The sequence below is a fragment of the Streptomyces sp. NPDC101178 genome (genome assembly GCF_044767965.1).
Taxonomy (GTDB): domain Bacteria; phylum Actinomycetota; class Actinomycetes; order Streptomycetales; family Streptomycetaceae; genus Streptomyces.
Genome location: NZ_JBIWOZ010000006.1, coordinates 77,139 through 94,573, shown reverse-complemented (window position 1 = coordinate 94,573; position 17,435 = coordinate 77,139). Strand labels below are relative to the sequence as shown.

15 protein-coding genes and 1 pseudogene are annotated in these 17,435 nt (G+C 67.9%); 12 read left to right on the top strand and 4 right to left on the bottom strand.

Annotated features, from left to right (window positions below; translation table 11 throughout):
• Positions 1-118 precede the first annotated feature (118 nt).
• The 6 genes from ACIRR8_RS18735 to ACIRR8_RS18710 all read left to right on the top strand — a co-directional run bounded on the left by ACIRR8_RS18735 (position 119) and on the right by ACIRR8_RS18710 (position 5,168).
• Positions 119-1,096 (top strand): alpha/beta hydrolase, encoded by a 978-nt coding sequence (locus ACIRR8_RS18735; protein WP_404065717.1) that lies wholly within the window; start codon positions 119-121, stop codon positions 1,094-1,096.
• 121 nt (positions 1,097-1,217) lie between these two features.
• Positions 1,218-1,823 carry a sulfite oxidase-like oxidoreductase gene (locus ACIRR8_RS18730; RefSeq protein WP_404065715.1) on the top strand — a complete coding sequence of 202 codons (606 nt, stop codon included), beginning with the start codon at positions 1,218-1,220 and terminating at the stop codon, positions 1,821-1,823.
• On the top strand, positions 1,820-2,554 hold the full coding sequence (locus ACIRR8_RS18725; protein ID WP_404065713.1) for an FAD-binding oxidoreductase: 735 nt from the start codon (positions 1,820-1,822) through the stop codon (positions 2,552-2,554). The genes ACIRR8_RS18730 and ACIRR8_RS18725 overlap by 4 nt, the downstream gene beginning before the upstream one ends.
• 46 nt (positions 2,555-2,600) lie before the next feature.
• Positions 2,601-2,912, top strand: a complete 312-nt coding sequence (locus ACIRR8_RS18720; protein ID WP_404065710.1) for a DUF6510 family protein — start codon at positions 2,601-2,603, stop codon at positions 2,910-2,912.
• Positions 2,909-4,213 carry an amidohydrolase family protein gene (locus ACIRR8_RS18715; RefSeq protein ID WP_404065708.1) on the top strand — a complete coding sequence of 435 codons (1,305 nt, stop codon included), beginning with the start codon at positions 2,909-2,911 and terminating at the stop codon, positions 4,211-4,213. The genes ACIRR8_RS18720 and ACIRR8_RS18715 overlap by 4 nt, the downstream gene beginning before the upstream one ends.
• A gap of 172 nt (positions 4,214-4,385) precedes the next feature.
• Complete coding sequence (locus tag ACIRR8_RS18710) at positions 4,386-5,168, top strand: phosphotransferase enzyme family protein (RefSeq protein ID WP_404065706.1); 783 nt, start codon at positions 4,386-4,388, stop codon at positions 5,166-5,168.
• Between the two features lie 397 nt (positions 5,169-5,565).
• Here ACIRR8_RS18710 and ACIRR8_RS18705 read toward each other — a convergent pair whose 3' ends face one another.
• Positions 5,566-6,804 carry a pentapeptide repeat-containing protein gene (locus ACIRR8_RS18705; RefSeq protein ID WP_404065703.1) on the bottom strand — a complete coding sequence of 413 codons (1,239 nt, stop codon included), beginning with the start codon at positions 6,802-6,804 and terminating at the stop codon, positions 5,566-5,568.
• Positions 6,805-7,067: 263 nt separating this feature from the next.
• Here ACIRR8_RS18705 and ACIRR8_RS18700 point away from each other — a divergent pair, with 263 nt between their 5' ends.
• A complete protein-coding gene (locus ACIRR8_RS18700) occupies positions 7,068-7,322 on the top strand; it encodes a hypothetical protein (RefSeq protein ID WP_404065700.1) in 255 nt (84 codons plus the stop codon).
• 179 nt (positions 7,323-7,501) lie between these two features.
• Here ACIRR8_RS18700 and ACIRR8_RS18695 read toward each other — a convergent pair.
• From ACIRR8_RS18695 to ACIRR8_RS18685, 3 genes and pseudogenes are all read right to left on the bottom strand, one after another.
• Positions 7,502-8,050, bottom strand: a pseudogene (locus ACIRR8_RS18695) (ISAs1 family transposase); the annotation flags it as partial.
• Positions 7,995-8,561 carry a transposase family protein gene (locus ACIRR8_RS18690; protein ID WP_404065698.1) on the bottom strand — a complete coding sequence of 189 codons (567 nt, stop codon included), beginning with the start codon at positions 8,559-8,561 and terminating at the stop codon, positions 7,995-7,997. The pseudogene ACIRR8_RS18695 and the gene ACIRR8_RS18690, both read right to left, overlap by 56 nt.
• Before the next feature lie 143 nt (positions 8,562-8,704).
• Positions 8,705-8,989, bottom strand: a complete 285-nt coding sequence (locus ACIRR8_RS18685) for a hypothetical protein (RefSeq protein ID WP_327110994.1) — start codon at positions 8,987-8,989, stop codon at positions 8,705-8,707.
• A gap of 113 nt (positions 8,990-9,102) precedes the next feature.
• On the opposite strand from ACIRR8_RS18685, the gene ACIRR8_RS18680 reads away from it, so the two are divergent.
• The 5 genes from ACIRR8_RS18680 (at position 9,103) to ACIRR8_RS18660 (ending at position 17,306) form a co-directional block, all read left to right on the top strand.
• A complete protein-coding gene (locus tag ACIRR8_RS18680) occupies positions 9,103-9,315 on the top strand; it encodes a hypothetical protein (protein ID WP_404065695.1) in 213 nt (70 codons plus the stop codon).
• The gene (locus ACIRR8_RS18675) at positions 9,305-10,300 is read left to right on the top strand and encodes a hypothetical protein (protein WP_404065692.1); all 996 of its coding nucleotides are present in this window, start codon (positions 9,305-9,307) and stop codon (positions 10,298-10,300) included. The genes ACIRR8_RS18680 and ACIRR8_RS18675 overlap by 11 nt, the downstream gene beginning before the upstream one ends.
• A gap of 850 nt (positions 10,301-11,150) precedes the next feature.
• Positions 11,151-11,540 (top strand): GntR family transcriptional regulator, encoded by a 390-nt coding sequence (locus ACIRR8_RS18670; protein WP_404065690.1) that lies wholly within the window; start codon positions 11,151-11,153, stop codon positions 11,538-11,540.
• Between the two features lie 685 nt (positions 11,541-12,225).
• On the top strand, positions 12,226-13,635 hold the full coding sequence (locus ACIRR8_RS18665; RefSeq protein WP_404065687.1) for a VCBS repeat-containing protein: 1,410 nt from the start codon (positions 12,226-12,228) through the stop codon (positions 13,633-13,635).
• A gap of 23 nt (positions 13,636-13,658) precedes the next feature.
• On the top strand, positions 13,659-17,306 hold the full coding sequence (locus ACIRR8_RS18660) for a LamG domain-containing protein (RefSeq protein ID WP_404065684.1): 3,648 nt from the start codon (positions 13,659-13,661) through the stop codon (positions 17,304-17,306).
• Positions 17,307-17,435: the final 129 nt, after the last annotated feature.

Sequence of the window (17,435 nt, the reverse complement as noted above, 5' to 3'; positions counted from 1 at the left end):
GCTGCGTTCGGCGCGGACGTCCTGGCCGACTTGCATCACTTCTCGTACCGGGAAACATGGAACAGGAAGCTCGGGGTCTGCGCCTCCACGTGAGGCGTTCACAAACACTGGAGTCCGCATGACGCAGCTTCCCCCGCCCGTCACCCCCTTCCTCGAGCCCGCGGCCAGGGAACTGGCTCAGGCGACCGACCCGCACCCGCGGATCTACGAGGTCCCGCCGGAGCAGGGCCGTGACATCCTGGCCGGTCTGCAGAGCGGCGAGGGGGTGGAGCGGCCCGAGGTCGATGAGGAGTGGGTGAACGTCGACGCGGGCGAGTGGGGCACGGTGCGTACCCGGATCATCCGCCCCAAGGGTGCCACCGGGTCTTTGCCTGTGGTCGTGTACATCCACGGGGCGGGCTGGGTGTTCGGTGACGACAAGACCCATGACCGGCTCTTCCGTGAGCTGGTGGTGGGGGCGAACGCGGTGGGTGTGTTCCCGGTGTACGACCGGGCGCCGGAGGCGAAGTACCCCACGCAGGTCGAGCAGAACTACGCGGTGGGCCAGTGGGTGCGCAAGAACGGCGCAGATCACGGGATGGACACCTCCCGGGTGGCGGTGACCGGTGAGTCGGTCGGCGGGTGCATGTCCGCCGTCTTCGCGCTCATGAACAAGGAACGCGAGGACGGCCTCGACCTGAGGGCCCAGGTCCTGCTCTACCCGGTCACTGACGCCGACTTCGACACCCCGTCCTACCAGCAGTTCGCCGAGGGCTACTACCTCACCCGCGACGGCATGAAGTGGTTCTGGGACGCCTACACCAGCGACCCCGCCGAGCGGAAACAGCACTACGCCTCGCCCCTGCAGTCGAGCCTGGACCAGCTCAAGGGCCTGCCCACCACCCTGGTCATCACCGACGAGGCCGACGTCCTGCGCGACGAGGGCGAAAAGTACGCCAACAGGCTGCGCGAGGCCGGCGTCGACGTGACCTCGGTCCGGGTGGCGGGCATGGTCCACGACTTCCTGCTTCTGGACAGCCTGCGCGACACCCGCGCCGCGAATGTCGCTCGCAAACTCGCCGTGGACGCCCTGCGCACCGCCCTCCACGACAGCTGACCCCCACCAGGCTCCCGGCCGGTGATCCCGACCGGGAGCCCTGCACGGCATGATGCGGCTGTGCCCGCTCCGCGGCGCCGTACGCGTCATGCCGTGTCCTGCGGAAACGGAGGACATGCCGATGGGCGGTCTGTCGCCCGGGTTTCACGGCCGTGGTAGCCGCAGCATCACCGAGCGGCTTCCCCCTGGCCAGTACCCCACAGAGTCCTTTCCCGTGCTGTCGGCAGGGCCGACCCCGCACGTGCCCACGGACCAGTGGTCCTTCACTGTCACCAGTGAGACCGGTGAGAGCCGCAGCTGGTCCTGGCAAGACATCCTCGCCCTGCCGCAGGACCGGCCGGTCGTCGACATCCACTGCGTCACGCGGTGGTCCAAATTCGACACGCGGTGGCAGGGCGTCTCCCTCGACCACCTGATCGGCGCGGTCGACAGCACAGCCCGATACGTCGTCGCCCAGTCCTTCGACGGCTACACCACCAATCTGCCCCGTGCGGACGTCACCGGGGGCAAGGCGTGGCTGGTCCATTCCTTCGACGGCTACGCGCTGGCACCCGATCATGGAGGCCCCGCCCGGCTGCTGATCCCGCACCTGTACTTCTGGAAGTCAGCCAAATGGGTCAAGGGGCTGTGCCTGACGACCGACAGTGAACCAGGGTTCTGGGAGCGGGTCGGCTACCACGACTACGGCGACCCCTGGCGAGAACAGCGCTACCAAGGCGACCGATGAGCACCCTCGCAGCCAGACGACAGGGCTCAGCCGGCTGGCTCCGTGCCCGGCTCATCGGCCGTCAGGAGCAGACAGCCACTGGCCAGACCCTGCGTTTCGACGTGCCGGGCTGGCCGGGCCACCGTCCCGGCCAGCACCTCGACGTACGCCTGACCGCCGACGACGGCTACCAGGCCGTCCGCAGCTACTCCCTCGCGGCACCCACCGACGGCCCCACCGTCGAGCTGGGCGTGCAGACGGCACCCGGCGGAGAAGTCTCCCCCTACCTGAACGACGTACTGCCCGACAACGCGGAAGTCGAGGTCAAAGGACCGCTGGGCGGTTGGTTCGTCTGGACACCGGAGCTCGAAGGACCTCTCATCCTCATCGCGGGAGGCTGCGGCATCGTCCCCCTGATGGCCATGCTCCGCGCCCGGCGCGCAGCGGACCCGATCAGCGACACCTGCGCACTGCTGTGCTCCGTACGCAGCCCGCAGGACCTTTGGTACGCAGACGAACTCTCCGCAGCCTCCGGGAACGAGACCATCCGCGTTCTCTACACCCGCCACGCACCCGGCGGCGCGAGCCGCCCCACAGGCCGTCTTACCGCGAGCGACCTCGAAGATCTTCCCATCTCGCCGAAGGCCCGGTGCTATGTCTGCGGGCCCGCCGGGTTCGTCGAGCACGCAGCCGATCTCCTCCAGTCCCAGGGACAGCCGCCGGACACCATCCGGACCGAGAGATTCGGCTGACAGGAAACCCCACCGCCCCCACCCCGCGCCGCACAGGGAGCCCCTCGTGAACCAGCGAACTCCGATCCGCCTGGACGGCAACAGCCTCGCCGGTCCCCTCGCCGACCTGTTCGCCATCGACCCCATGACAGCGTGGCGCATATGCCCAGGCTGCCGCGCTCTCTCCTCCATCGCGGAACTGCACGTCTACGGCCCCCAGCCCGGGTTCACCGGACGCTGCCCGCACTGCCAGCAGCTTGCCCTGCGCATCGTCCAGCAACCCGGTCGTCTCTGGCTCCAACTCGGCACTGACCAAGGAGCCTTCCGCTTCACTCTGCCCCCCTCGGCCGGCTCAGCGTATGAGCGGCCCACCGGATGACCCCTATACATCAGCCGCTCCTCGTCCTTGACCACCTCCGGCTCATCGACGGCACGGGGGCGGCTCCCGTTGCCGATGCTGTCCTCGTCATCGAGGGAACCCGCATCCGCTGGAGTGGTCCCGCCGACCAGCTCCCCGAAACCCCTGAACTGAGGAGCGTGCCCCGCCTCGATCTGCGCGGCCGCACCGTGTGCCCCGGCTTCATCGACACCCACGTGCACTTCGCATTGCCCGGCCCTGGTGAAAATCCCGCACTCGGTATCGCAGAGCCCGTCACCTACCGGGTGCTGAAGGTCCTGGAGCGCCTGCGGACCACCCTGCACAACGGAGTCACCACCGCACGCGATCTGATGGGCCTGGACGCCGGCTTCCGCCGTGCGGTCGCCGAACGGCGTGTGCCCGGTCCTCGGCTCCTGGTCGCCATCTCCATGCTCAGCCAGACCGCCGGTCACGCCGACTTCCGCTTCCCCGGAGGCATCGACGGCCTCGCCGCCGCAGTCGCCTTCCCCGGCAGCCCTCCGAGCATCGTCGACACCTCCGACGATATCCGTGTCCGCGTCCGATCCCTCGTGGCCGCCGGAGCCGACTGCATCAAACTCGCCACCAGCGGAGGAGTCACCTCACCCCACGACCAGCCCGAATGGCTCGGCCTGCGCCCCGAACTGGTACGCGCAGCAGTTGAGGAAGCCGCCGCTTACGGGGGCCTGCGCGTGGCGGTTCATGCCATCGGCGAGCCGGGCATCGCCGCCGCAGTCCACGCGGGCGCCCACAGCATCGAGCACGGATACGCCCTCACCGACGAACTCCGTGCGGAAATGGCCGAACGGGGCCAGTTCCTCGTCCCCACCCTTCTGGAAACCATGACCGAACCCGACCCCAGGCAGGTCGGCCCGCACATCCACGCCAAGGCGGTGCGCTGGCACCGCGTCGCCCAAGATGCCTTCGCCCGGACGGTGGACGCCGACGTGCCCATCGCCATGGGCACCGACTCAGGACTCACCGCGCCGCACGGTCACAACCTCAAAGAGCTTGGTCTCATGGTCCGATTCGGAAACATGACCCCACTCCAAGCCATCCGCGCCGCCACCTCCGATGCCGCACGCCTGTGCGGCATCGACACCCTCACCGGCACTCTGAGCACGGGAAAAGCAGCAGACCTCATCATCTGCGGCACTGACCCTCTCGCCGACATCAACGCCCTCGGCGACCCTGCCAACATCCACACCGTGATCAAGGACGGACACATCGCCATCGACCGCACAGGAATACTCAAGGCCACAAGCCCACCCAACCTCACCTGAACAAAAACCGCGTCACCCCCAGCTGCGACACCTCACCTACAGCGGAATCTCTGCTCCTGCTCCCACCGTGGGTTCAGACACAGGTACTCAGCTTGTTCTTTAACCTCCGCTCCTACTCTGACGCTCCCCAAATTGGGGTGACCATGGCGAGCTGGTCCGACACACTGGTTCGATGCGGCGCGATGATGAGCAGCCTTTGTCCGGTGGCAACGTCAGTGAGGGTGTGGTTCGCGTCGGGGACACCGTTCGCCGTCCGGCCGGACCATGGACTCCGGCTGTGCATGCCCTGCTTGCCCACCTGCACGAAGTGGGATTCGGTGCGGCGCCTCGTCCGCTCGGCATTGACGATCAGGGGCGTGAGGTCCTGACCTTCATGCCGGGTGATGTGGTCTGGCCCGACCGGTTCTCGCTGGTCGATCCTGCTCGACAGCTGGCTCGCGTTGCGCGGTTGATCCGGGACTTCCACGATGCCGTGCAGGACTTCACACCGCCTTCCGATGCGCGGTGGCAGGCGCCGATCCCCGCTGAGGGCGATGGCATCATCGCCCATAACGACCTGGCCCCCTGGAACCTCGTGGTCGCAGACGAGGCGCGGTGGGCGTTCATCGACTGGGTCGGTGCGGGTCCCGGCTCGCGCCTGTGGGATGTTGCCTACGCCGTTCACGGGTTCATCCCGCTGTCCGCGCATCCGGACTGGCAGCGATCGGACGCAGCGAGCCGACTGCGAGTCTTCGCCGACGCCTACGGTCTCGATGAGTCCGAACGCCGTCGGTTGGTGCCTATGTTGGGGCGCCGTACGCGCTCCATGCACGACTTCCTGCGAGTCCAGGCAGCACTAGGTGTGCAGCCCTGGAAAAGGCTGTGGGCCGAAGGTCACGGTGACGCTTGGCGAAACGACGCCGAGTACACCGAGCAACGCGAAGACCAGTGGGTGCACGCCCTGCTGGCGGGGTGAGCGTGTTCTTCTTGGTCTGAGGTCGAAAATTGGGCCCGGGTCGAAGAGCCGGCGCGGCCACGCGGCGCTGGGGCACAGCGCCGGGCGGCCGGGACGACGGGCCGCTGCGGGCACGCTCGGGGTGGTCGGATTCGATCCGGACCAGGACATTCGACCCGCCCGCAGGCTGGTACATCGGGCGCGGGCGGAGTGGACGTGGCGGCCCGGGTGGGCCGGGGAGCCGGCGAGTCGCCCGGTACCGCCACGCACCCGTTGAGGAGCACGGCGGCCAGGAGGGCGGGGAGCGGTCCGAGGGCCAACCGGCGGGTGGTGATGGCGGTGTCCACGCCCGGACAAACGAGCCGGGCGGACCGGTGGGTGTGCCGGCCCGGCGGAAGGGCAGTTCGGTTGCTGTTGCTCATGGATGGTTGACGGGGATCGGTGGGAAGGGTCCCCAATGGACGGTGGCCGTCGAGAGGACTTGTAAATCCTCGAAGTCGACGGCGCCGCTGGTGTACATCGAGCGGCTGAAGGAGACCCGGCCGCCGGAGAACCGCGAGTTGTTGAACGGAACCTGACCACCGGAGAACGTCGAGCTGCTGAAGTCGACCTGACCGCCAAAGAACGTCCCGTTGCTGAAGTCGACCTTGCCTCTGGTGTACGTCGAGCGGCTGAAGTCGACCTCGGCGCCGGAGAACCCCGAGCGGCTGAAGTCGACCTCGGCGCCGGAGAACGCCGCGCGGCCGAAGGAGACCTGACCGCCGGAAAACACCGAGCCGCCGAAGGAGACCTCGGCGCCGGAGAACTCCGAGCTGCCGAAGTAGACCTGACCGCCGGAGAACGCCGAGCCGCTGAAGTCGACCTCGGCGCCGGAGAACGCCGCGCTGGCGAAGTCGACTACACCACCGGAGAACGCCGCGCGGCCGAAGGAGACCCAACCGCCGGAGAACACCGAGCCACTGAAGTCGACTACACCGCTGGAGAACGTCGTGCTGCTGAAGGAGACCTGACCGCCGGAGAACGCCGAGCCGCTGAAGTCACCGCCGTCGAAGGTGGCTCCGGTGAAGTCGAGGTCCAGACCACACCACGTGGTGCCGGTGCTGGGGTCTTGGAGGTGGTCGCGGATGGTGCGGATGATGGTGAGGCGGACTTCGCGCTCGCCGTGCCGGAATGCGGGTGCGGTGATGTCGGTTTCGTAGGGCATGCGGAGGTAGGCGCAGAGCACGTCGATGCATACCTGCCGTTGTTCGGGCCAGTCGTCGGCGAGGCGTGCCATGGCGTAGACACCGGTGAGACGGACGGCGGCCTGGTCGTGGCCGAGCTGCTCGGCAGCTTTGGCGTACCGCTCCGTGAGCTGGGTGGCATCGGCCCGGTGGGAGGTGCCCTCTTTCAGGAGCTGTTTGCGGTAGGCGTACAGGGCGGCGAGGACGGCACCTATCAGGGTCAGGACGGTGACGGTCGTCTTGATGACGTCCTGCACACCGACCGGCTTCTTACCGGTGGCCTCGCTGCTCAGGAGGAGCTCGGCACCGTGGTAGAGGCCGAAGGCGGCTGCGCCGACGAGGAACAGGGCCCCGGGGGCGACAAGCCACACGGGCCAGAGGTTCGGGGTGTGGCGGCCGTCCTGATTCGGACGTCGCTGCAAGGGATTCGTCACGCTGGCGATCCTCACGCGCGCGAGGGGAGCGCCGAATGCGTGTAGCCACTCTGTGACACACAACCAGGAGCCAGTGCAGTGCCGTCCGAGGCAGACGTTCCGTCACCAGCACCACACGCCAGCCGCCCACCCCGGACCTGGGCAGCCTCCAACAGCCCAACTCCCCGCCGCAGACGAGCCGACCGATCCGGCCCACAAGCGCCGGAGCTGGAGGGCGGAAAACCGTGCACCAGGTCAACCTTCTCTTTCCTACACTCGTGTTCGTGGCGATGACCTACAGCAGCGGAAGCTGCGATGACCTTCCAGAACATGCGAAGCCGGGTGGCTACCTGGCTTCGCTCACCGCCACGCCAACGGAGTGGGTCACAGTCCTCAAAAAGGGTGAAATCGTCCCGAACCGCTTCGACTGGAGGATCAGCAGTTACCTGACTCCCCCTGCGGCGCAAGCACATGCCCTCCAGGACTGCACCCCGACTGAGGCAGCGATCGGCTCCGCCGGGATCAAGGCTTCGGCGTAGTCGGACTTCGTCCTTTTTGATCACGTGAGGCCGAGATGGGCGAGGGTGCGGGTGTGGTCCCTGGCTGTCCGGCGGATGCCGGCGGCGATGTTGCGGACGCCGGCGAGGCGGAGGGCTCCGATCGCGAGGTTTCTGTAGGTCGCCATCGCCTGGGGCGCATTCCCGGTCCGCAGCTGGGAGGCATCCTCGGCGAAGGTGACGTCCCTGACGTGGTGTAGGGCCTCGACCGTCCAGTGCCCGCGAATCAGTTGGGCGAGCCGGACGGGCGGGGCCTGTTCCGCAGCGAGGCTGGTGACCGCGTAGACGGTCCTGAGGCTGATCTTCCCAGTCGTGCGATTCACGCGGCGGCGGACGATCTGGACAGCCTGGCAGGCGCCGGGGAAGAGCAGGTTGTTGACCGTGCAGACCTTCAGCCTGCGGATTTCACAGCGTCCGTGCCTGATCGTGCGGGTGCGGTCCTGGAGCGGAATCTGTTTCCAGGGAAGGGACTTGAGCTGCGTGCGGAGTTTCTTCGTGTTGCGCTTCACGATCACGATGTAGTGGGCGTCCCGCCCACGCAGGTAGGTGGCGTGGTCGACTTGAGTGTGCAGGGCATCGCTGGTCACGACGGTGCCGGATAGGTCAGGCAGCGTGTCCAGCAGAGGCCGGAATCGAGTGATCTCGTTGGTCTTCTCACCGACGTCCATCTGTGCGAGGACCAGCCCGCCGACGTGGTCGCAGGCGGCCAGGAGGTGGATTCTCCGGCCCTTGGCGCGAGCACCCCCCCCGCAGCGACTTCCCGTCGACGGCCAGTGCCTGCAACCCGCCCGCGTTCTGCTGCCGGCTGGCAAGCCAGATCCCGACCGCCCGGTCCAGGGCGTTTGCGTCGATCCGGGCCAGGACTCTGCGGATTGTTGTTTCCGCAGGCCAGGAGCGTTTCGGGAAGAGCGGGTCGACACGGATACCGAACCGCTCGAGGAGTTCTTCGGGGGCATCGCCCACCCATTCACTCACCGCCAGCAGCGACCTCGCACCGGCGAGGACCGCGCAGGCGGTCAAGGCCAGCACCGCGACGAGCGGATGCCGCACTCCGCGGGGATTACGTGGGTCGGGGACCTGCGCGAGGCACTCCGGCAGGTCGGGGATCTCCCTGGGGGTGGCTCCCGGACGGGGACCGAGTTGATCCAGGGCAGGGGGGATCAGAGATGATACGTCGGCAGGCACGGACTTCCCAGGATCACAGAGCGTAGAGAACTCCATGATTACGGGCGTCCGTGCCTGTTCTGCACCCAAACCCGCCCAATCTGGTCATCCGTCAGGAAGTAGGCGTCATCCGACAACACCGAAGCCCCGAGGCTAACGTGACCACGGAACGGCAGCCCATCAAGGCTCTGTCCACGGACCTACTCGCCCGGCGGAACTCGAACGAAGCCCTCGGTCCAATCATCCTCATCGAGCTCGCAGGGGTCGAAGTAGAAGCACTCCGGTTCGTCACGGAAGCCCGGTAGCAGTCGAGCCTGACGTACACGCTCTTCAACCCGTTCAAGGGTTGAGTAGATACCGAGCAGCTTTACGTCGTCGCCGTCCGACTCGTCGCAGAACACGCCACTCTCATCGACGTGCACTGTCGAGCCGTCGCCGCCAGCTTCGTTCTGGTGGCCGACATGCCACAGCGGATACACGATCACGGGCGCGAAGCTACCAGCACTCAAGTTCGTGGACGTTCGGCACCCCTCACCTCCTGGGCCCTCACGATCACAAACCGGGCATTACACGACTTCGCCGAGGCCCTGCCGCCGGGATGAGCACCTCCTACCCGGAGAAGCGCACGGTCTTCGAAGAGGGACTGCGAGACGAAGAGGAGAACGCGGAGTTCTTTGTACAGCGACGAACCCATCACGGACTTGCCGAACCCACGCTTGAGTTGACCCCTTCGTTCCTGTGGTACTTCGACGCCATCCCGAGAAAAGACGGCTCCTGGTATTACCTCGACGACGCCGGCCGTGACAAATGAGCTGGTGCGCGCTCGCCGCACTGATACCGAACTGAGCATCGAGATTGCGGGCACGCCGCTCCGCCGATATCTCGCCGTGCGAAGCCGCCTGCTGGTGGTTCAGCATGATGGCATCCACAGACTCGATCACGTACCCGAACCGACCATCGACGCGGTGGACAGCTCTGACACGCGGCACTTTTCCTTCCACAGCGGAGATATCCGCGCTTCGGAGCACCCGGGCTTTGTACGGCTGGTCGGGAAACAGATCGTGCTGCCCATTGACGCGGCACCTGTCGACCTGGCCCGCTCGTACAGCTCCGAACGCCGATTCCCGGCGTTCACGGTCGCGATCGACCCCGGCACCGGGGAGCGCATTACCTCCACGTGCGATCCCGCAAAGCTGAGCACACACGCCATCGATCGCGGCACCCCGCACTACCTGACCCGGGTCTACTTCCGGCGCGACGTTCTCAAGCGGTACACCTCCCAGCCGTCCCGCTACCGAATGGAGAACGACCGGCTGAGTTGCCTGGGACTCTGGGGCATCTCTATCGGCACGAACCCCGACGGTTTCATCGAGGTATACCTCGGAGACCTCGGACGCGACTTGCCGACCGAAGAACGCGATCATTGGCTCAGCTTCAACGTCCCTCCCAGCGGAGGCCGCGACGAGGCCCGCCACGACCGCGACATCCTCGGCCGGTGGGCCGATGGACCCCCCGACCCGCTAAGCCGGTTGTTTGCCGCACGACAGCACTTCAGTGCCACCCTGCGGTTGCCGCTTCCCGGGACCGGATCCGGCTGGTGTCCGCAGGGCGGGATCAATAGGAGTGTCCGAAAACATGCGTGCGTGCTGGCAGGACGCGGGCGGACTGACTGCCGTTCCGGCCTGCTGCTGTGCCTGTGCGCCGTCCGTGCGACTTCCGGTGACGAGAAGCTATACGGGTGCACATCGCGTCAGGGATCTGGCTCCTGGTGTGGGTCTCATCATCGCTGGAGCTGACACCGGAAAGTCAATCGTATCAACTGCTTGACACAGTTGGATCGTCGGAGGATTGTATTAAACAGTCAAGACACCTTGTGGAGGGGGGAGTTGTGGTGTCGGCCACGGCGGGAAGGAGTGGCACTTGGCGGGCGTGGCCGGAGGCGTCTGCCCGGTGGGTTGGCGTCGTGGCCGGTGTTGGTGTCAATGCGCTGGTCCAGTTCAGTCGTGAGCCTGATGTGGACCTTCTGTTCGGGATACCTGTGTTCGGTCTGTGTGTCATGGGGGGACTACTCGCTGCGGAGAGGGTGGCGCGTCCTGAGCCTTGTTGGCTGCGGGCGGCCGATGTGACTCCGCGCCGGATCCGGGACTACGTGCCCCGGTTGCTGACGACTGCTCTGGCCGTGCAGGCTGTTGTCCTGTGGGTCCTGCTGGTAATCGGGGGTGTGACGGCCTCGGCGGACTCGGAGGGGCGTCCGGGGCGGGCGTTGTCCATCGGGTGTCCGGGAGGTGCCTATCTGCTCTCCCCGTGGCCAGGTCCTCATTACGCCTGGCCGGTCCTGGGCGGGCTTGCCCTGGGGAGCGTGGCGTGCGCACTGTTCCTGCGGCGGATCACAGCGCGGTCCGGGAACGACGATCGACGCCGTATCAGTGCCCGGGCGGCTGTCGGGGTGTGGGGTGTCGTGGTGAGCGCTCCTCTCTTCGTCGTCTCCGCGACGATGGGCCTCGGGGTGGTGAGTGTGCCCTGCGGAGGGGCGACGCACAGTCTTGTCATCGCAGGGCTAGCCGTCGCGGTGCTCGTCTCCGTCACCACGGCAGCCCACTGCTTGAGCGTTCTGCTGTTGCCGCGCGCCTACGTCAAGATTCGGCGATGACGACCAACGGCATCAGTATCAGCGTGAACCATGCCTCCCCTGTCCCGCCGTACGAGCAACTCCGCGCCCAGTTGGCTGACCTCATCGCGGTCGGACGGCTGGGCCAGGGGGCCAGACTGCCGTCCGTACGTCAGCTGGCCTCCGACCTCGGACTGGCCAACAACACGGTCATGCGGGCCTACCGGGAGCTCGAGACCGCGGGCCTGGTCAAAAGCCGCCGAGGTTCCGGTACCCAGGTCATTGCCCCCTCGGCCACCACGGATATCAAGGCGAAGCTCGCGGAGCATGCCGCAACCTACGCAGCCGCCGCGAGACAGCTCAACGCCACCAACGATGAGGTGCTTGCCGCAATCCGGCACGCCCTCGCCACCCTGGACAAGCCATAGCCAAACCGGTCAACAGCGGAGCCCCTGGAGATGGGAGCTGAGAAGTAAGGAGAGGGACACCGAAGGACCGTGGCACGCACGCCCTCGTGTTCGCTGTCGCGCCCGCCGAGGGGTGATTGCACGACACGGGTTGCGAACGTGTCACCCGTTGAAGGCCGTGCCTTTCCTCGACGAGTCTGATCGCCGAGCCCGGCGCAGCGCTTGCGGTCGGCCTGAGCTGCGGTCCGAGGTCATATTCACCTGGGCCGGTGGTTGTCCTGAGGATTGAGGTTCTGGCGCCACGGTGGCAACTAGCTGGTCAGCGCTGCGCATTCCTGTGAGGTGGCTCGCCCGGTGGCCTGACGGGGGGCTGCTGACGAGATCCGCTCCGGCTTCGTCGGTAGCAGCGGGCAGGGCTACCGACCGTGTGCCGGGAAGCACGACAGATCTGATTACAGGGACCCTCGCCTCGAAAGCGGCGGTGGTGCCTGCCCTGAACATGCCCGAAAAGCGTTCGCCGGACAGCCCGGCCCACCCAGAGGGGAATACTTCCTTGACCAGTGCGATGTGCCTGCTGCAGCGTGCAGCCCGGGGACGAAGAGTCCTGGCTGCTACCGCAGCCATTGCAGTCACGATGGCCTTGAGCTGGGGGCCGGGAGCGCCCCTTGCTGGATCTGCTGCCGCGTTGGCGGCCGGGTGTTCGGGGGTGGAGGCTGACTTCAACGGGGACGGCGTCCGGGACACGGTGATTGCCGATCCCGAGGCAGCGGTCGGCAGTGTCCGGGGTGCCGGCGTCGTCCACATCGTCTACGGCGGCGGCAAGGGCAGCATGCAGCTGTCCCAGGAGACTCCTGGAGTTTCTGGTGCAGCGGAACCTGGCGACGGGTTCGGGTTCGCTGTGGCTATCTGGGACGCCGACGGAGACGGTTGCAGCGACATCGCTGTGGGCGTCCCCTATGAGGACCTCGGCACGGCCCGTGACGCCGGTGGGGTCCAGGTCGTCTACGGGTCGGGTACCGGTCTGGGCAACGGGAGGGCGGTCAAGGAATACCACCAGGGCTCCGGTTCGCCGCTTGGCGGAGCTCCGGAGACGGGCGACTGGGTCGGCTACGCCCTCGCCGCCGGAAAGACCGCTGCCGGAGTCTCCTATCTGCTGATCGGCGCACCCGGTGAGGCCATCGGTACGCTTGAGAAGGCTGGCGGTTTCTACTACGTCGCCGCTAACGCGGCGACGGCAGTGGGCATCAACCAGGCCACCCCTGGGGTGCAAGGCGTCGCTGAGCAGGATGACCGGTTCGGTGCGTCCCTGGCCGCCTCCCCGAATCACTTCACCGTGGGCGCACCGGGTGAGTCGATCGGTTCCGCGCCGTTCGCCGGCGCTGCCGTGATCTTTAGCCACACCCTCGTCTCCCAAATCCCCAAGCCGCTGCAGAGCCTGAGCCAGGACACAGAAGGCGTCCAGGGTGCTGAGGAGCCGGGCGACGGCTTCGCCACCTCGCTCGCGATGATCCCCTACCGGCCCGCGAGCGCCACCTCGACGACCGAGTCCCTGCTCGCCGTCGGCGTACCCGGCGAGGACCTGTCCACGACGGTCGACGCCGGTGCGGTCCAGGTCTTCCGCATCACGGCCTCCGGGTCCGTCACCCAGGTCAACTGGATCGACCAGAACCTGGCGGACGCCGAGGAGCAGGCCGAGGCCGGGGACTTCTTCGGACAGCGGCTGGCCGCGATCAACACCGCACCCAACAGCACGGCTTCGGCCACCACCACCCGGCTCGCGGTCGGCGTACCGGGCGAGGAGACGTCTGAGGAACACTCGGAGAAGGGGGGCGTGCAGATCTTCCCGCTCGTCGGTGCGCCCGGCGGCTCCGACGCCTGGATCGCCCCGGGTGAGGGCATCCCCGCAGACCCCGCACCCCGGCAGCTCGCCGGGATGAGCCTGGGTGCGACCCCCTCCGCCCTGTATGTGGGCATGCCCTACGGGCCCGCCGCGGGCCACGCCGTCCACGTCTTCGGCTGGAACGTGGCATCGGGCGGCGCGTCCACCCGCACCTTCAAGCCCGGCGAGGGCGGCATCCCCACTGGCGATGTCGCGTTCGGAGCCGTGGCCCGTTGATGAACGACCTGGAGAACAGACGCATGTCCGGACGCATACGGCGTGGCCCGGTGCTGCGTGGTGCCCTCGCCGCGGTGGTGGCGGGCGCTGTGATGACGGGGATCCTCAACGCCCCGTCGCAGGCCCCTGCTTCCGACTTGGCCCCCGACCCGTCGGTGGCCGCCGCAGCCGAGCCCGCAACGACCGAGGCCGAGGCGCTGGCTGTCGCCGCCCGGAGCGGGCAGCAGGTCGAGGTTCTCGGCATGCGCACCGCGCGCAGGGAGGTCTTCGCCGAGCCCGGCGGGACGTTCACGGCCCGTGAGTACGTCGACCCGGTCCGAACCTTCCAGGGCGGTACCTGGGTCGACATCGACCGGACCCTCGTACGGCGCCCCGACGGGACGGTCACGCCGAAGGCGGTGGCGGTCGCGCTGTCCTTCTCGGACGGCACGGCCGGCGAGCCGTTCGTCACGATGCGGCAGGCGGGCCGCGAGATGGCTCTGACCTGGCCGTACGGGAAGCTGGCCGCTCCCTCGATCGACGGTGACACGGCCACCTACAAGGACGCGCTGCCGGGCGTCGACCTCACCGTGCGGGCCGAGGTGGACGGCTTCGGCCACCTCCTGATCGTCAAGACCCCGGAGGCCGCGGACGATCCGAGGCTGGCCCGCCTGGATCTGGGCCTGACGACCGAGGGCCTCAAGGTCCAGGAGGATGCCTCCGGCGCCATCCGGGCGGAGGACGAGACCGTCGGCGGGACCGTCTTCGAGGCCGGCCGGCCGGTGATGTGGGACTCGGCCGCGGCCAGTGAGACCGCAGCCAGGCACCGGGGGCCCAAGGCCGTCTCCCAGGCGCTCGCCGCAGCTGCCGCCGATGTCGCACCCGCCCCGGCGGTCACACCACAGGCGCCCCTCGCAGGACCGGGCGGCGGTGGCAGGACCTCGCCGCTGGGCGTCGAGGTGTCCGAGGACAAGCTCTCCCTCGTCCCCGACCAGAAGCTGCTGCAGGGCGAGGACACCGTCTTCCCCGTCGTCATCGACCCGATCCAGCGCACCACCCCGCGCACCGCGTGGACCGGCGTGATGTCCGGCATCCCGGGCGAGCAGGACTGGAAGTACTCCGGCAGCGCGGGCGTCGGCAAGTGCCCCACCGACTACAACCCGGTCTCGTGCAACGGCGTGGGGGTGCGCCGCACGCTGTTCACGATGCCCATGTCGTTCTACAAGGGCAAGCAGATCACCAGCGCGACGTTCTCCGCCCGTGTCGAGCACATCTACAGCGCCACCCCGAAGGCGGAGCCGATCAGGCTCTACCGCATCGGCGGCAAGAACTACAGCATCAACTCCTCCTCCAGCTGGTCCAACACCAAGGACGACTGGGCGGACCACATCGGCACGGTGGACAAGGCCATCTCGCCGACGAGCTGTTCCAGCCAGCCCAACCTGAACTTTGAGGGTGGCGCCTCCGGCGAGCTCACCAGCGAGGTGAAGACCGCCGCGAGCGAGGGCTGGTCGTCCATGACCCTGGGCCTGCGTGCCGCCGACGAGACGCGGCTCCCCGAGTGGAAGCGGATCTGCGGCAACGCGTTCCTGTCGATCGGCTACAACAACCTGCCGCGGAAGATCACCACGCTTTCCCAGAACCCGGGCGGCGTCTGCACCAGCGGCGCCGGCCGCCCCTACACCGAGGTGCCGCCGCAGCTCCAGGCGGTGGCCAGCGACCCGGACCACGGCAACGGCACGACCGACAAAGTCAAGGTCGAGTTCAAGGTCGACTGGACCGACCCGGTCACCAAGCAGGCCAAGACCTACTCGTACATGAGCCCGTCCTGGCTGGCCCCCACATCCGGCACCAAGTTCACCCACACGGTTAAATCGTCCATCCCGCAGAACACCGTCATCTACTGGAGCGCCCGCGCCCACGACGGTGACGGCGCCGGCCCCTGGAGCTACGACGGCGACACCGTGCGCTGCGAGTTCATGTACGACAAGACACTGCCGGGCAAGCCGAACGTCCTGTCCAAGCAGTACCCGTCCGACACCGTCTACCACGACGGCGTCGGCACCTACGGCTCCTTCACCTTCGCGCCGAACCCGAACGACTCGGTACCCGACACCGACGTGGTCAAGTACCGGTACGCGTTCAACGGCACCGCCACCCCGGCCACCACGGTCAACGCCGCCACACCCGGCGGCTCCGCCACCGTGACCTGGATGCCCACCAGAGCCGGACGGCACTGGGTCGACGTCATCGCGGTCGACAAGGCCGACAACCCCAGCACCAAGGCGCACTACGAGTTCCTGGTGACCGAGGGCGCCCCGGTAGCCGCCCAGTGGAACCTCGCCGACGAGCCCGGCAGCACCGAGGCGCACGACGAGACGCAAACCTTCTCCGCCACCACGGGCCCCGGTGTCACCTTCGGAGTGGAGGGTCCCGGCGGAAAGGCCGACTCGGCCGCCCGCTTCGACGGCACCGGCGACGCCTACGCCGACGCCAACGAAACCGTGCTGGACTCCGCCAAGAGCTTCAGCGTCAGTGCCTGGGTCCGCCCGAAGGGCACCCCCAAGCGTGACATGGCGGTCGTCAGCCAGGACGGCACCGGCGAGCCCGGATTCACCCTCGGCTACGACCAGGTAGCGGGCACCTGGGCCTTCTCCGTCCCGGTGACCGACGTCGACACCCTCGGTCACTGGAAGGCCGTCGCCACCGGCATCACCGTCGTCCCCGACCAGTGGGTGCTGCTGACCGGTGTCTACGACGCGGCCAAGTCCGAACTGCGGCTCTACATCAACAAGGACTCCAAGGGGACTGCCTCCCGCCGGTCGGTGTGGAAGTCGTACGGGCCCCTCCAGATCGGCCGCAACACGGCCAAGAGCGGCTACCGGGACAACTTCACCGGCGACCTCGCCGAGGTCCGCGTCTTCGACCGCGTCGTGCCCGCCGCCCAGGTGGCGGAGATGATGACGGTCAAGCCCACCCGGGTGAACTACTGGCAGCTCGACGCGGCGGCCGCCGGAGCCTCGGCGGACACCGGAAACGGCCAGAAGCTGACCCTCGCCGGCAACGCCTCGATCTACAACGCGCCCTCCGACGACCCGTACTTCCCGGGCCCGTACCCGATGGTCGGCGCGGGGCACCTGGTGCTCGACGGCGACGGGGACTACGCGTCCACGGCCACCGCTCCCGTCACCGGGACGGCGAGCTTCACCGCGACGGCCCGGGTCCAGCTCACGACGGCGGACGCGACCGTGCCCCAGACGGTGCTGTCCCTGCCGGGCAAGGCGGCCAACCGCCTCGCCGTCCGCTACCGGCCCGCACCCGACGCCGGATCGTCCTCGACGTGGGAGCTGGCGGTTGCCGAGTCCGACACGGCGGCGGCACCGGTGAAGACCTTCCACGACGACCAGACGCTCCCGGACACCGACATCGCCGGCCAGCACCTCGCCGTCGTCTACGACGCGTTCGCCAACGAGATCCGGCTGTACGTGGCCGGACAGCTCGCCGACATCGCCCACGGCCCCGACAACACCCTCTGGGGCGCCACCGGCGCCCTGCAGCTGGGCCGTTCGGCCCTCGGCGGCGGCAGCGAGTACTTCGCCGGAGCCATAGACGAAGTACGCCTCTACAGCGGAGCGGCGGACCGTACCGCGATCCAGCAGATGGCCAACGGGACACCGCTCCCAGACATGTGATTTTCCCCGGGCGGGGGGGGGGGGGCCCCCCCGGGCCCGCCCCCCCCCCCCCCCCCCCCCAACCCCACAAACGACGGGGTCCCCCGCATGGGATAACAGGCCGGGGGTTTTAACCGCGCGGTGCCCCGC